The 14,213-nt window shown below is 40.2% G+C and carries 9 protein-coding genes; 5 read left to right on the plus strand and 4 right to left on the minus strand.

The features are described from left to right. The first annotated feature begins 54 nt into the window (after positions 1-54). On the plus strand, positions 55-753 hold the full coding sequence (locus tag AB3I00_RS03585) for a DUF975 family protein (RefSeq protein WP_002293400.1): 699 nt from the start codon (positions 55-57) through the stop codon (positions 751-753). A gap of 226 nt (positions 754-979) precedes the next feature. Here AB3I00_RS03585 and AB3I00_RS03590 read toward each other — a convergent pair whose 3' ends face one another. Together AB3I00_RS03590 and queA are read right to left on the minus strand one after the other, a co-directional pair. Continuing rightward, positions 980-3,619: a cation-translocating P-type ATPase gene (locus tag AB3I00_RS03590; RefSeq protein ID WP_368024781.1), complete on the minus strand. Its 2,640-nt coding sequence runs from the start codon at positions 3,617-3,619 to the stop codon at positions 980-982. 865 nt (positions 3,620-4,484) lie between these two features. Then, a complete protein-coding gene (queA, locus tag AB3I00_RS03595; RefSeq protein ID WP_002293403.1) occupies positions 4,485-5,516 on the minus strand; it encodes a tRNA preQ1(34) S-adenosylmethionine ribosyltransferase-isomerase QueA in 1,032 nt (343 codons plus the stop codon). Between the two features lie 192 nt (positions 5,517-5,708). Between queA and AB3I00_RS03600 the strand changes: the two genes are divergently transcribed. From AB3I00_RS03600 to AB3I00_RS03615, 4 genes are read left to right on the plus strand one after another with little or no spacing between them, the layout of a single operon-like run. Then, a complete protein-coding gene (locus tag AB3I00_RS03600; protein ID WP_086286320.1) occupies positions 5,709-6,884 on the plus strand; it encodes a betaine/proline/choline family ABC transporter ATP-binding protein in 1,176 nt (391 codons plus the stop codon). Positions 6,885-6,887: 3 nt separating this feature from the next. Then, positions 6,888-7,529: an ABC transporter permease gene (locus AB3I00_RS03605; protein WP_002293405.1), complete on the plus strand. Its 642-nt coding sequence runs from the start codon at positions 6,888-6,890 to the stop codon at positions 7,527-7,529. Next, a complete protein-coding gene (locus AB3I00_RS03610; RefSeq protein ID WP_368024782.1) occupies positions 7,526-8,443 on the plus strand; it encodes an osmoprotectant ABC transporter substrate-binding protein in 918 nt (305 codons plus the stop codon). The genes AB3I00_RS03605 and AB3I00_RS03610 overlap by 4 nt, the downstream gene beginning before the upstream one ends. Beyond that, positions 8,440-9,117 carry an ABC transporter permease gene (locus tag AB3I00_RS03615; RefSeq protein ID WP_368024783.1) on the plus strand — a complete coding sequence of 226 codons (678 nt, stop codon included), beginning with the start codon at positions 8,440-8,442 and terminating at the stop codon, positions 9,115-9,117. The genes AB3I00_RS03610 and AB3I00_RS03615 overlap by 4 nt, the downstream gene beginning before the upstream one ends. A 97-nt stretch (positions 9,118-9,214) precedes the next feature. Here the strand turns inward: AB3I00_RS03615 and AB3I00_RS03620 are convergent, their stop codons facing one another. Next, positions 9,215-11,038 (minus strand): APC family permease, encoded by a 1,824-nt coding sequence (locus AB3I00_RS03620; protein ID WP_002294202.1) that lies wholly within the window; start codon positions 11,036-11,038, stop codon positions 9,215-9,217. Positions 11,039-11,455: 417 nt separating this feature from the next. After that, positions 11,456-14,125 carry a YhgE/Pip family protein gene (locus AB3I00_RS03625; RefSeq protein ID WP_368024784.1) on the minus strand — a complete coding sequence of 890 codons (2,670 nt, stop codon included), beginning with the start codon at positions 14,123-14,125 and terminating at the stop codon, positions 11,456-11,458. Positions 14,126-14,213 lie beyond the last annotated feature (88 nt).

Here is a 14,213-nt window from a genome sequence, read left to right on the forward strand (position 1 = left end):
AATATTTTTTGATACATGGTATATTGGTTTTATGAAAGAAAGGAGGGGAAAATCATGCAATCTTCTGCAGAATTAAAACGCCAAGCAAAAGAGAGTTTAAAAGGTCGGTGGGGTCAAGCTGTTTTATTAAATCTAATCCCTACATTGATTGGTATTGTTGCTATTCTTCTTATTATGATTCCTATTATCTTGTTTGCTATTGCCACATATGATGGCTCAGCGAACGTCTCAGATGCGATGGCATCAGGAAGCGGTAGTTCAGGAGGCGGTGGTGGAATTATTTCTAGCATTATCAGCGCTTTGTTCATGAGTGGTATTTCTTGGACTTATCTTGATGTTTTACGTGGTCAAAAAGATCAGATTGAACCATTCAAAGATGCATTTCGTGGATTCAAAGGTTTGTTTATCGGCGGAGTGATCGGTTTAGCTGTGTTGATTTCAATCTTTACAACATTATGGGGTTTGTTATTAGTTATTCCTGGAATCATTAAAAGCTATTCTTATTCTCAAAGCTATTTTATCTATTATGATATCGTCCAAGAAACAGGTCAAACGCCTAAAGTACTGGATACGATCACCGCAAGTCGAAAATTGATGGATGGTTACAAAGGAAAACTTTTCTGGTTAGATCTTTCATTTATCGGCTGGCATATCTTAGCATTAGCAACTGCTGGTATCGGTTATCTATGGCTCAGCCCATATATTTCCGCAACAAAAGCAGCATTTTATGAACAATTGCCAAAAGATATTTAAAAGAGAGTGTGAGCCTGCCGTTTAATTCCGAGTCACAAAAAACAGTTTCTCATGTTTGATGAATATCGTGACTTGTGACCGTGGGGTTGGCAGGAGAACACCGTTTATCGAAAGGCAGTAAAAAAAACATTCAGCCCATTAGCAAAAAGGAGGTGTGACAACATTCATGTCACACCTCCTTTTTGTATAGTTCCAGTAAAAAGAAAATCAACTTAGAAACAGTTGATCATTCCTCTTCTTCTGCTTCCGGTAATCGATGGAACTTGATCAGTTCATTGACCGCGATTGGTACGATAGACAAAATCCCTACCAAGAACCAGTGATTCAAACTGATGTGTACTAGGCCGAATAGTTCTTGCGTAAACGGCAGCAAAGCAACAGCTGTTGTAATAGCTAATGCCAGTAACGCCATTTCAAACAACGCTTTATTCGTTGCTAAATTGACTTTGAAGATCGATTGACTGCTGCGTACATTGAACACATGCAAAATTGATGAATAAGCTAAGATCAAGAATGCAACTGTTTGACCGACATGCTGACTTGCGTCTACCCATGGACTGATGGTATCGACATAACTACCTAAATAATAACCAAACAGTGTCACGATGGTAAAGACCCCTGCGTTTATGGCGATTTTTTGCAATAAGCCTCGAGCAAAGATTCCTTCGTTTTTCGGAATAGGTGGCTGATCCATGATACCGTGTTCTGCTGGTTCTCTTCCTAATGCAAATCCTGGAAGTCCATCGGCAACTACATTGACAAACAGTAGTTGTACAGCTGTGAATGGCGCTCCCCAGCCTAACAGCATCGCAATCAAAACAATAAAGATCTCCGAAATGTTGCAACTTAGCAAAAAGTTGATTGCTTTACGAATATTCTGATAAACCGAGCGTCCTTGACTGACAGCATCGACGATCGTCGCAAAGTTGTCATCCGTCAGAATCATATCTGCGGCACTTTGCGCCACATCTGTTCCTGTGATCCCCATAGCACATCCGACGTTACTTGCTTTCAACGCTGGTGCATCATTCACACCATCACCAGTCATCGCTACGACTGCACCTGTACGTTGCCAAGATTTGACGATCCGGATCTTGTCTTCTGGCGTTACCCGAGCATAGACAGAGAGAGCTTTGACACGCGCATCTAATTCTTCGTCTGATAATTGATGCAGTTCTGATCCTGAGAGTGCTTCTGACGGATCATTCAAGATACCTAATTCTTTCGCTATGGCACTGGCAGTTACCACATGATCTCCAGTGATCATGACTGTTTTGATGCCGGCCTTTTTCGCTCGCTTGATTGCTCCTTTACTTTCTGGACGTGGCGGATCGATCATTCCGATCAGGCCAATCAAACGTAAGTCTTTTTCCAATGCTTCAGAAGAAATATCTTGCGGCTCTTCGTCATAAGTAGCATAACCAACAGCAATCACTCTCAGTGCCCGTTTACCAAAGCGATCATTAACGATTGCTGCTTGTTCTACATCGCCTGAACTAAAGCGCGGAGCCAGAACATCGAATGCTCCTTTGGTGATTGAGATGTATTTTTCACCCATTTGATGAACCGTTGTCATCATTTTTCGTTCAGAATCAAAAGGAAGCTCGTTTACTCGTGGATATTTTTCTTCTAATTCTGCTTTTGTATGATAATTCTCTTCAACAGCCCTAACGATGGCTACTTCTGTTGGATTACCTTTGATAACAAGATCATCGTCTTCTTGTTCGACCGTCACATCTGTACATAATGCAGCCATTTTCAATATTTCCATCGCGCTGTTCGTCATTGAGTCTTCGATATTCGTTACTTCATCTTCTTTGCTCCAGACTCGGCGGACGCGCATTTCATTTTGTGTCAGCGTTCCTGTTTTGTCTGAGCAGATAACATTAGCGGTTCCTAGCGTCTCTACTGCTGGTAGCTGCCGGATAATCGCATGTTTCCTCGCCATCTTCTGCACACCGTAGGCAAGTGTCAACGTAACAATAACAGTCAAGGTTTCCGGTACAGCTGCAACAGCCAAGGAAATCGAAGTCATGAACATTTCAAGGAGTGGTTCTCCTTGTAATTCACCAATCACAAATACTAAAGCCGCAGCCGCTAAAGCGATCATACTGATTCGTTTGCCTAGCTGATTCAACCGGACCTGTAAAGGTGTCTTTTGCATGGTGTTTTCGTTCAAAAGATCCGCGATCTTACCCATTTCAGTAGCCATACCAATAGCAGTGACGATGGCTTTCCCACGACCTGCAGCAACCGTACACCCTTTAAATACCATATTAAGTTGGTCACCTAATGACTCATCTTCTTTTGCGACGAATGCTGCATCTTTTTCGACTGCTTCACTTTCTCCAGTCAGCGCCGATTCTTCTACACGTAATTGGGATGCTTCGATCAAACGGGCATCGGCAGAAATAGCATCACCGGACTCTAAAACAAGAATATCCCCAACCACCAGTTGCTCTGACTCAACAGTGGTCACTTTGCCATCACGTATGACAGTTGCCGTTTGTTTATTCATATCTTGCAAGGATTCCAGTGCTTTTTCTGCGTTTCCTTCTTGGACGATTGACAATACCGAGTTGATCACAACGATAGCGATGATCAGCAGTCCTTCAAATAAATCTCCATGCTCTGTAGCAAATGCAGTATAAAAGGAAATCACCGCTGCTATAAGAAGTACGATCGTTGTAAAATCCGACAAGCTTCGAAGGAATTTTTTGATCATTGATTCTTTTGGTGCCTCATCGAATTTATTCAATCCCTGCTTTTTTCGTCGTTCATCCACTTCTTGTGAAGACAACCCAGTATCTGGATCTGCTTCCGTTACCTTCCTTACTTCTTCTATTGTCTGCTTGTATTCTTCCATCCTATTCCTCCTTTAAAATCTTCGTACAAAAAAAGGTACTAATTTTACTATAACATCCTTTTTTTAATTACTTCAAACAAAGGGCCTATTGATTATTTGTTAAGAAAGTATAAAATCCAAAGCACTTACATTTGCAAACGCTACCAAAAGATGCTATTATATAGATGTAAGGAAGGAGGATACCATCAAATAAACAGAAGAATTTCTCGATAGAACAGTGTAAGCAAACAAAGTTGTTAGAAGTACAGGTTTCACCCAGACATGCGTGTAGAGTACAAAACTATAAATAGTGAATGCGTATGGATGTTTGGATCACGAAGTATCCGAAACAAGAAGTAATGCGATACGTAACAATTGAATAACGTAAACGTCTGAAAATTGAATAGGAACAAGAGATGTTTCAAATGTTGAAGATGTAACGAAAACAAAATTTTTGTTTAACATGAAGAAATTCAACACCGTGCTTTGCATGTATGATGGAAAGTTACAATCATTTCTGTTTATTTGAATCCTTCCGAGATACAAGAAAGCCGAGCTTATCGAGAGCTCGGCTTTTTCTTATTTGTACGCATTTTTCTTAACTTTTAACTTGCATTTTACTACATTTTTCATACAAAAATTGATCGATTGTCGCTGAAAAGTTGGTGTATCATAAAGATAGTTCTTAACTTCTTCAATGTTATTACTCGTTAATGAAGTTTCTAGTAATAACACGTGCTTCAAAGCAGAAACGCAACTGCATAATTATCTGCGAATAGAAGCATCGAAAAAAGCTGCCAGTTAAAAAATCGGCAGCTTTTTTCTTTGTTTTTACGGAGATATTCTTGACTTTTTCATACTCAGAGTACGATTGTTCTAAACAGTCTTATTTCACGAACATCGCATCTCCGAAACTGAAGAAACGATAGCGCTCGTCAATCGCATGCTGATAAGCAGATAATGTCAATTCTCTTCCGGCAAAAGCACTTACTAACATGACTAAAGTTGATTTTGGCAAATGGAAATTAGTTGAGAAAGCTTCTACCACTTTGAATTCATAGCCAGGCGTAATGAAAATATCAGTCCATCCGCTGTCTGCTTTGATTTCTCCATTAAATTTCGTCCCAATCGTTTCTAATGTTCGAATTGAAGTTGTTCCGACAGCCACGATTTTCCCGCCATTTTTACGTACTTGATTCAATCGTTCAGCTGCTTCTTCCGTCAAACGGTAGAATTCACTATGCATATGGTGTTCTTCGATCTTATCTACGCTGACAGGACGGAACGTACCTAACCCTACGTGTAGTGTCAGATAGACTAATTCAACACCCTTTGCTTCGATTTCATCAAGCAGTTCTTTCGTAAAATGCAATCCCGCTGTTGGCGCTGCAGCAGACCCATTTTCTTTCGCATAGACAGTTTGATAGCGATCTGGGTCTTCCAGACGTTCTTTGATATATGGAGGCAATGGCATTTCTCCCAATGATTCAAGAATCTCTAGGAAAATTCCTTCATACTCAAAGTCAATGATCCGTCCGCCGTGTTCCAATTCTTCTTTCACTACTGCTTGCAATCTGCCATCACCAAAAGAGATTCTTGTCCCAACTTTGGCACGTTTCGCAGGTTTGATCAATGTCTCCCACGTATCTCCTTCTGTATTCGTTAGAAGAAGGACTTCTAAATGAGCACCAGTATCTGGTTTTTCTCCATATAAACGAGCAGGTAGAACTCGTGTATTATTCATGACTAGCGCATCACCAGGGTGTAATTCTTCAATGATTTCATGGAAATGCTTGTCTTTCATTTCTCCAGTTTTCCGATCCAAAACAAGTAAACGAGAATGATCGCGGTCTTTTAATGGTGTTTGTGCGATCAACTCTTCCGGCAAGTCAAAATCAAAATCTTCTGTTGTTAACATATCGTCACTCACTTTCTATCATGTGCTTCATCATTCTATCATGTTTTTCGTTCTGTTGGCAAAATCAGCACATTTTTATCCTAGCTTTTTATTTCCTTAAATAAAAAAACTACCCTATTTGTATTTTTTCATTGTTTTAGGCATACTAGTAATAGATAGTTCTTCATTGAAAATAGAAAAAGAGGTGGCACCATGATTGAATTTCAAAATGTGTCAAAGATTTATAAAGGTGGAAAAGTTGCTGTAGAGGACGTCAATCTTTCATTTGAAAAGGGTGAATTCATCTGTTTTATCGGTACGAGCGGAAGCGGAAAAACGACGACGATGCGGATGATCAACCGCATGACTGATCCGAGCAAAGGAAAAATCCTGATCGACGGCAAATCCATCCAAGAAATTGATCCAGTGGAATTGCGACGTCAGATCGGCTATGTTATCCAAAGTATTGGATTGATGCCTCACATGACGATCCGTGAAAATATCACTCTTGTCCAAAAATTGTTGAAAGTCAGTCAAGAAGAACGGAATAAAACAGCTGAAAAAATGATTGATCTTGTGGAATTGCCCCGAGAGATGTTAGATCGCTATCCACATGAATTATCTGGTGGTCAGCAGCAGCGTATTGGAGTCGTTCGTGCCTTGGCAGCCAATCAAGATATCATCTTGATGGACGAGCCATTCGGTGCGCTTGATCCCATCACTCGTGATTCTTTGCAAGACCTTGTCAAAGATTTACAAGAGCGCTTGGGAAAAACGATCGTATTTGTAACCCATGACATGGATGAAGCGATTAAACTAGCAAGCCGTATCGCCATCATGAGTGAAGGTCGTGTGATCCAATTCGATACACCAGAAAATATTTTACGTCATCCTGCAAACGATTTCGTAGAAGAGTTGATTGGAGAAGATCGCTTACTACAAGCAAAACCAAATGCGACAAGAGTCGGAGAAGTTATGCTAAATACAGCAATCACGATTACACCGGAAAAATCATTACAAGAAGCAATCAAACTGATGAGGGAAAAACGTGTAGATACGTTGTTAGTTACCGATAATTCGAATGTATTAAAAGGATTTATCGATGTAGAAACGTTGAATAAAAAACGAGGAAAAGTATCCAGTGTAGGCGACATTTTGAATAAACATGTTTTTTACGTAAAAGAATCCGCCTATCTTCGTGATACCTTGCAACGCATTTTAAAACGCGGGCTGAAATACGTGCCGGTCGTTGATGAACAGAACAAAGTCGTAGGTATCTTGACTCGCGCATCATTAGTGGATATTGTCTACGATGTGATTTGGGGAGAAGACCCCGCAACTACTGATGTTGCAGAGTCAGCTACTCCTGAAGAATCTAAGGAGGTCTGACCTATGCAGCAGTTTTTTCATCAGCACGGTTCAGAAATTCTCTCAAAAGGTTTTGAACATCTTTATATTTCGGGACTTGCTTTGATCATTGGTATCATCATTGCTGTACCGCTTGGTGTCTTACTGACACGTTTTCCGAAAGCTGCTACGATTGTGATTGGCTTAACCAGTGCCTTGCAGACAATCCCTTCTCTTGCTTTATTGGCATTGATGATCCCGCTATTTGGCGTAGGTAAATTACCTGCGATCATCGCTCTCTTTATTTATTCATTATTGCCAATTCTACGAAATACGTATATCGGGATGAAAAATGTCGATTGGAATTATCGGGATGTGGCAAAAGGGATGGGAATGACTGAGTTCCAATCCATTTTTTCCGTCGAACTGCCTATTGCTATGCCAACGATCATGGCCGGCATTCGTTTAGCTGCCGTTTACGTGATTGCATGGGCTACCCTTGCCTCTTATATCGGGGCTGGTGGTTTAGGTGATTTGATTTTTAGTGGACTGAATAATTACCAACCAGATCTCATTTTGGCAGGTACGATCCCTGTAACGATTTTAGCACTGTTGGCTGATTGGCTTCTAGGTCTCTTGGAACACCGGCTGACACCGATCGCACTTAGAGAGGAGAATGAAGAATGAAACGTATATTAAAAATGACCATGGTTCTTTTCTCTCTTCTTATACTTGCGAGTTGTTCCTTCCCTGGACTTGCCAGCAATACAGATGAAGACACCATCTCGATCACAGGTGGGATCACTTCTGAAGCTCAGATCTTAGCAAGTCTAGTTGCCGGGATGGTTGAACATTATACAGATAAAAACACAGCGATCATCAACAATCTGGCTACTACAACTATCAACCACCAAGCGATGATGAACGGAGATGCTTCGATTTCAGCAGCTCGCTACACAGGAACAGATTTAACCACTACATTGAATCTTCCTCCTGAAAAAGATCCGAAAAAAGCTTTTGAAATCGTGAAAGATGAATTTGAGAAAAGATATGACCAAACATGGTTCCCATCCTATGGTTTTGAAAATACGTATGTCTTTCTTGTTCGAAAAGACACCGCACAAAAATACCATCTATCTAAAGTCAGCGATCTGAAAAATGTAGCGGATGAATTAGTAGCTGGTGTAGATACTTCTTGGATCAATCGTAAAGGAGACGGTTACGACGGCTTCCAGGAAACTTATGGCTTCTCTTTCAACTCGATATTACCTATGCAGATTGGACTTGTTTACGATGCAGTCGAAGCAGGTAAAATGGATATTGTTCTTGGCTACTCTACGGATGGACGGATTGCCAGTTATGATCTAGTCATGTTGGAAGATGATCGTCAATTCTTCCCTCCATATGATGCTGCTCCAGTTGTAGACAACAAGGTATTAGCTGATACACCTCATTTAAAAGAAGCCTTAAATAAGTTAGGTCATACCATCAGTACGAAAAAAATGCAGGAATTGAACTACGAAGCAGATAATAATCTAGTGGAACCATCAGTAGTAGCACAACGTTTCTTACAAGAAAACCACTATTTTGAAGGGAAGTGAAGCAATTGGATAAAATGAATGTCTTTCAACAATTTTTCTATTATTTCCAGGAAAATGGCTCCTATATCTTTGCACAATTTATCCGTCACTTCCTGATTTCTATCTATGGTGTCCTCTTTGCAGCAGTTGTCGGGATTCCGGTCGGGATCATGATTTCTAGGAGACGTAAATTAGCAAACTCGGTGATTCGTTTGGCGAATATCATTCAGACGATCCCTTCTCTAGCCATGATCTCCATTTTAATCATTGGATTAGGTCTGGGAGTCAATGTCGTGATTGTTACTGTATTTTTATATTCCCTGTTACCCATCATCAAGAATACGTATACTGGGATGATCCAAGTAGACAAGAACATCCTTGATGTCGGCAAAGGCATGGGGATGACTGCTAGACAACGGCTATTCATGGTAGAGTTACCACTCTCTGTTTCTGTTATCATGGCAGGCATAAGAAACGCGCTAGTTGTTGCCATCGGGATAACCGCGATCGGTGCATTCGTCGGTGCTGGTGGTCTTGGAGATATCATTATCCGAGGAACTAATGCAACAGATGGCACATCGATTATTTTAGCCGGTGCATTGCCAACTGCATTAATGGCGATCATCACGGACTGGCTTTTAGGTATTTTGGAAAGACGGCTAGATCCTGCTTCAAAAAAATCGCAGACAGAATGAATCAAGACAAAAAAAGGTCGTAACGCTTGAGCGCTACGACCTTTTTTATTTAGATGATATTCAATAAACTACTTTGTGTCCCAGATTCTTGATGGACTTATTTCTTCAAATGGTAGCTATAGGTGCTGACAACGATATTTTCACGCCAAGACAATCGCAATCTTAACCGCAAACTTGTTTGGTTATGGAGAATATTCTGCCAGCGTCTGTTTGGTACAAATTGAGGAATCAGCACAGTAGTTGTATAGTTTTGTTTCGCTGCATTTTTACTTACGATATCTACATACCGAATAATTGGGTTTTCAATCGAGCGGTAAGAAGAATGGACGATTGAGAAACGGACATCTGGGAAATGCTTTTTAAATTCTGCTTCGATTTCTTTTTCTTTTTCGACATCTTCGTCTAGCGAAACGTGCATCGCAACGACATAATCACCGATCGAACGTGCATAATTCAACGCACCGATATTCACCCGTGTCACATTCCCAACTAATACAAGAACGGTATTTCCGTCATAGTCATGTAGTTTTGCATCATTTTCTAAACGAAGCTGTTCTGCCACTTTTTTATAATGATCATGGATCTTATAAAAAATGAACATAACGATTGGCATGATGATGAAGAAAGGCCAAATGTCTCCTAACCGATAGACGAACAAAATCGCAATGATTGCATATGAGATGAACGCACCTGTAATATTGGCAATCGATTTGCTTAACCATCTTTTTCCTTCTTTTTTCCATTTGACGACCATCCCTGTTTGAGATAAAGCAAATGGAATGAACACGCCGATAGAGTATAACGGAATCAAGCGTTCTGTTGAGCCATGGAAAATAAACAGCAACACGATCGAACCTAGCGCTAGAGTGATAATCCCATTGGAATAGCCTAGTCGATCCCCACGATCTTGATACATGTGAGGCATGAATTTATCTTTTGCCAGATTGTATGCAAGAACTGGAAAAGCAGAAAAACCAGTATTGGCAGCAACGGCTAAAATCAGTGCTGTAGCAAATTGAAGGACGTAATACAAAATACCATGTCCAAAGACAGCTTTACCGATTTGAGACAAAACAGTGACTTCTTTTTCTGGAACGATTCCATACCAATAATTGATAAATGTGATTCCAACGAAGAAGAAACCTAAGATCAATGCCATCATCGTCAATGTGGCAGCGGCATTTTTGGCTCTTGGCTTTTTGAAGAATGGTACGGCATTACTGATAGCCTCCACCCCAGTCAAAGAGGAGGAACCAGAAGAAAATGCTCGTAAAATCAAGGCGATAGAAACCCCCGGAACAGCCGCTCCTGGAAGCGCAGTAGCTTGCAATGGCACAGCACCTGTCACGATATTATATAACCCAACAACGATTAGCAACGAGATTACAAGGATAAATGTGTACACCGGAAATAACAGGAACGATGCAGATTCTCTCAGACCACGAAGATTCAGCATCATCAGTAGTAAAACGATTGTCACAGAAATAGCAACTTGATGCCCGTATAATGCTGGCACCGCTGATGTGATTGCTTCAGCACCTGCTGAGACAGATACTGCTACCGTCAACATGTAGTCGATCAATAAAGAGCCACCGGAAATCAAGCCCGCATTCTTCCCAAGATTCTCACTGCTGACGACATATGCTCCACCGCCATGAGGATAAGCATGGATGATTTGACGATATGATAGCGTTAAGGAAATCAATAAAATAATAACAAAAGCGGCAATGGGCAGCGAATACCAGATAGCTGCAGCAGACAAAGCGACTAAAACGACAACGATTTGTTCCGTACCATATGCAATAGATGATAACGCATCAGACGACAATAATGCCAAAGCAGCAAAACGGGTTAATTTGTGCTCATCATTTTCAGCAGATTTTAAAGGCTTACCTACTAACAACCTTTTTAAGTAATCCAATTTTTAAACTCCTTTACACGCAATTTTACTTCAAGTATTATAGTCGAAAATTTATAGTAAACAAGATGTTATAGTACGCTCACTGACCTTAAAAGTCAATAAACTTTAAGAAAATAATTGGAAAAAAACAGAAAAATATCAAGCGCTTTTTCAAACGCTTTAATACAGCAAAAATCTAACATTTTTTTATGGGCTTTTTCTTTGAATTCTATAATAAAAGGATAGAACTTGACTTAGAAAATCAGGTTCTATCCTTTTTTATATCTTAACTTTTGAAAGAGAAATGTGAAGCTGTTTTTGTTTGGTCATTCTTATTACTTGGTGCAGAACAGCTTTTTCACAACCTCTTGGTACACGGTGTTCCATCAGCTGACCCTCGGTATTAGCTCAAAACGCTGATTTCACAACCTCTTTTCTTTAATGAAAAATATGGCTCTCGTGCGCCGCTTCTTTGAATTTCGTCATTTTTTCTTCGATGAACGGATAGACTGCCGTTCCTACGACTCCAAAGACAACAAACAAACCGACCATGATCCAGATTGCATTCGTAGCATTTGGCCAGTAAATGCCTCCTGCAGATTCCCGCAACAAGTTTACCGCATGCGTAAATGGCAAGAACGGATTGATCATTTGGAAGAATTTTCCTGAGACTTGGATCGGATAGTTCCCGCCTCCACCAGAGATCGACAGTACTAAAATAATGATAGCGATCCCTTTACCGACGTTATCGAATAATGCAGCCAAGACGTAAACGATCATCATGAACGCTAAGGCGATCAAGACAGCAAATGACACGCTGTAGACTGGATTTTGGACATCTACTCCTAGTAAGAAAATATTTCCTAATGTAACAATCAAGCTTTGCGCGATTGCCATTGTCAAGAATGTCAGCATACGAGCAACGAATTGTTCTCGTTTCGTAAAATTATTTCGGTCTTTCTTTCCTAAATAGTATTCTGTCGTAGCAACACTTGAAAGAAGAACAGCGCCGACCCACAGACATAGTGCAGTATAAAATGGGGTGCTAGCTGAACCGTTATTTGCGATTGGATAGAGCGCATTGGTTTGCAGCTCAACAGGTTGTGTAAAGAAGTCACTTTCTTTTGTTGCATCTAGTTTCAATAATTTGATGACTTCGCCTAGATCGACTTCCTGTTCGCCTTTTCGGATCGCATCTGCTGCTTTTTGGATACCAGCTTTGATATTTGGCCAGTCATTGTTGATCAAGTCCGCAGCAGCATTCACAGCTGTTTCGACTTCTGGCATTTTTTCATTTACTGTTGTCAATGTACCGGTGATTTCATTTTTTAGTGTGGGCCAATCATTTTGGATAAAATCAGCGGCCAACCCTAATTTTTGCTGAAGGATCGGTAATTCATTGTTGTATAGGTCTGCCCCTTCATTGATGCCATTGACGATGGTCTCCATATTGCCATTCAACATTGTATTGGCATCGTGGATTTCTTGTCCAATTGCAGGCATTTCTTTTTGATATTTTTCTAAGATTGCCACTGCATTTGTTACAGTTGCTTTCGTTGAGCTGAGAAGCGAATCAAAGTCGATCTGGTCCGCTTTGCTCAGTGCGCCTTGTGCAGTCCCAATCGTATCGATGACTTGGTCTAGTAGAGAAGTGACGGTAGAGCTGACATTGTTTACATCAATACCATTGATTAAACTATTAACATTAGAAACTGCTTGTTTTATCTCATCAAAGAGATTTTGACTGATACTTCCTGCCTGAACAGCAGTATTCAAGGCGTTTTTTAATACATCCAATAACGTTTTGCCTTGAGTCAATTTGTCAATAATTCCCTGTAATTTATCATTACCGGCGTTATTCTGTAACTCAGTCAAAAACTGAATCAATTTGTCAATCGTAGCTTGTTGCTGTGGAATACCATCAATGATAGTTTGTATTGCTTGTTTTTGCTCATCCGTTAATTCAGTTCCAACCTGGATAGAGTCAATTAGCGAACCTGTCGTTGTTGCCACTTGTCCAATTGACTTCAATGTAACATCTACACTGTTTGTGATGCTTGGTATCGCATCTTTCAGCTGAGAGGCACCTGATTTTGTTTGGTTTGCTAGATCACTTGCCTGGTTTTCTAAATTTTTCACATCTGGCAAGATATCTTGTACTTGTTGGATGATCGTCAAGCCTTGTTTTGCTTCGTCAATTCCTTGATTCATTGTCTCTTGGATCGAAGCAAAATCACCGTCGATCTCTGCTAGTTGTTTACCGGCATTTTGGATCTCTGGGATTTTTTCTTGCAAATCAAGGATGATTTTTGCTTGGTCTTTCAACTCAGGCATTTTGTTATTCAATGCAACAACTTTTTCGCCCATCTCATCTACTTTAGGGATGTAATCCACGAATTCATTTGCTTTATTCAGTTTTTCTTTAATGTCAGGTAGTTGACTTTGTAATTCGAGGACTTGCTTTGTGTAGCCGTCGATCGTGTCCAGATTTTCATCTGTTGATAAAATCATATCTTTGACTTTATTGATACTTACTAGGTTCGTATCGATGTCGTAACCTATTTCATTGAATACTTTCAATAAAGTCGAACTGGCTGTTTTGATAAATTCATTTGTGATTTGCGATTGGATCGAACTTGCTCCTTTATCGGTGATTTTCGGTGCAATCGCATTGATTTTTTCATTTACCGTATATTCGATTTTGGGTTTCTTGATGTCACCACTAGTAAAACTCAGCAAATCTTCTGAGAAATCCTTTGGCAGGTAAATACCTGCGTAATACTTTCCGGAACGGACTCCGTCTTCTAATTGTTCTTTTGAATCAACGAATTGCCATCCTAATTGTTTATTTTTATGAAGCGATTCGATGACTTGCTTCCCAATGGCCACTTCTTTACCTTGAAACTCTGCTGGCTTGTCTGCACTGTAAACAGCAATTGGCAGCTCTCCAGTATTTCCATATGGATCCCATAGTGCTTTAATGTTAAACCACGCATATAGCGAAGGGATGATCATGATCGCAATGATCAAAAGTGTAGCAATCGGGTTTTTGAAAATCCGTTTCCAGTCAAGCAAATATAAACGAAGTGTATTTTTGATTGACTGCATAGTTCTCCCCCTTCTTCTTTTTTCAGCTGAATTACTTTACCATGTATTTCATACTTTTTTCAATCGGCTTTTTTCAAAAAAGTCGAAT

This window comes from Enterococcus sp. C76, assembly GCF_040886985.1.
GTDB lineage: Bacteria > Bacillota > Bacilli > Lactobacillales > Enterococcaceae > Enterococcus_B > Enterococcus_B lactis.

Coding starts and splice junctions, on each gene's coding strand:
- AB3I00_RS03585 (WP_002293400.1), top strand. CDS start 55: ATGCAATCTTCTGCAGAATTAAAACGCCAAGCAAAAGAGAGTTTAAAA.
- AB3I00_RS03590 (WP_368024781.1), bottom strand. CDS start 3,619: ATGGAAGAATACAAGCAGACAATAGAAGAAGTAAGGAAGGTAACGGAA.
- queA (WP_002293403.1), bottom strand. CDS start 5,516: ATGTTAACAACAGAAGATTTTGATTTTGACTTGCCGGAAGAGTTGATC.
- AB3I00_RS03600 (WP_086286320.1), top strand. CDS start 5,709: ATGATTGAATTTCAAAATGTGTCAAAGATTTATAAAGGTGGAAAAGTT.
- AB3I00_RS03605 (WP_002293405.1), top strand. CDS start 6,888: ATGCAGCAGTTTTTTCATCAGCACGGTTCAGAAATTCTCTCAAAAGGT.
- AB3I00_RS03610 (WP_368024782.1), top strand. CDS start 7,526: ATGAAACGTATATTAAAAATGACCATGGTTCTTTTCTCTCTTCTTATA.
- AB3I00_RS03625 (WP_368024784.1), bottom strand. CDS start 14,125: ATGCAGTCAATCAAAAATACACTTCGTTTATATTTGCTTGACTGGAAA.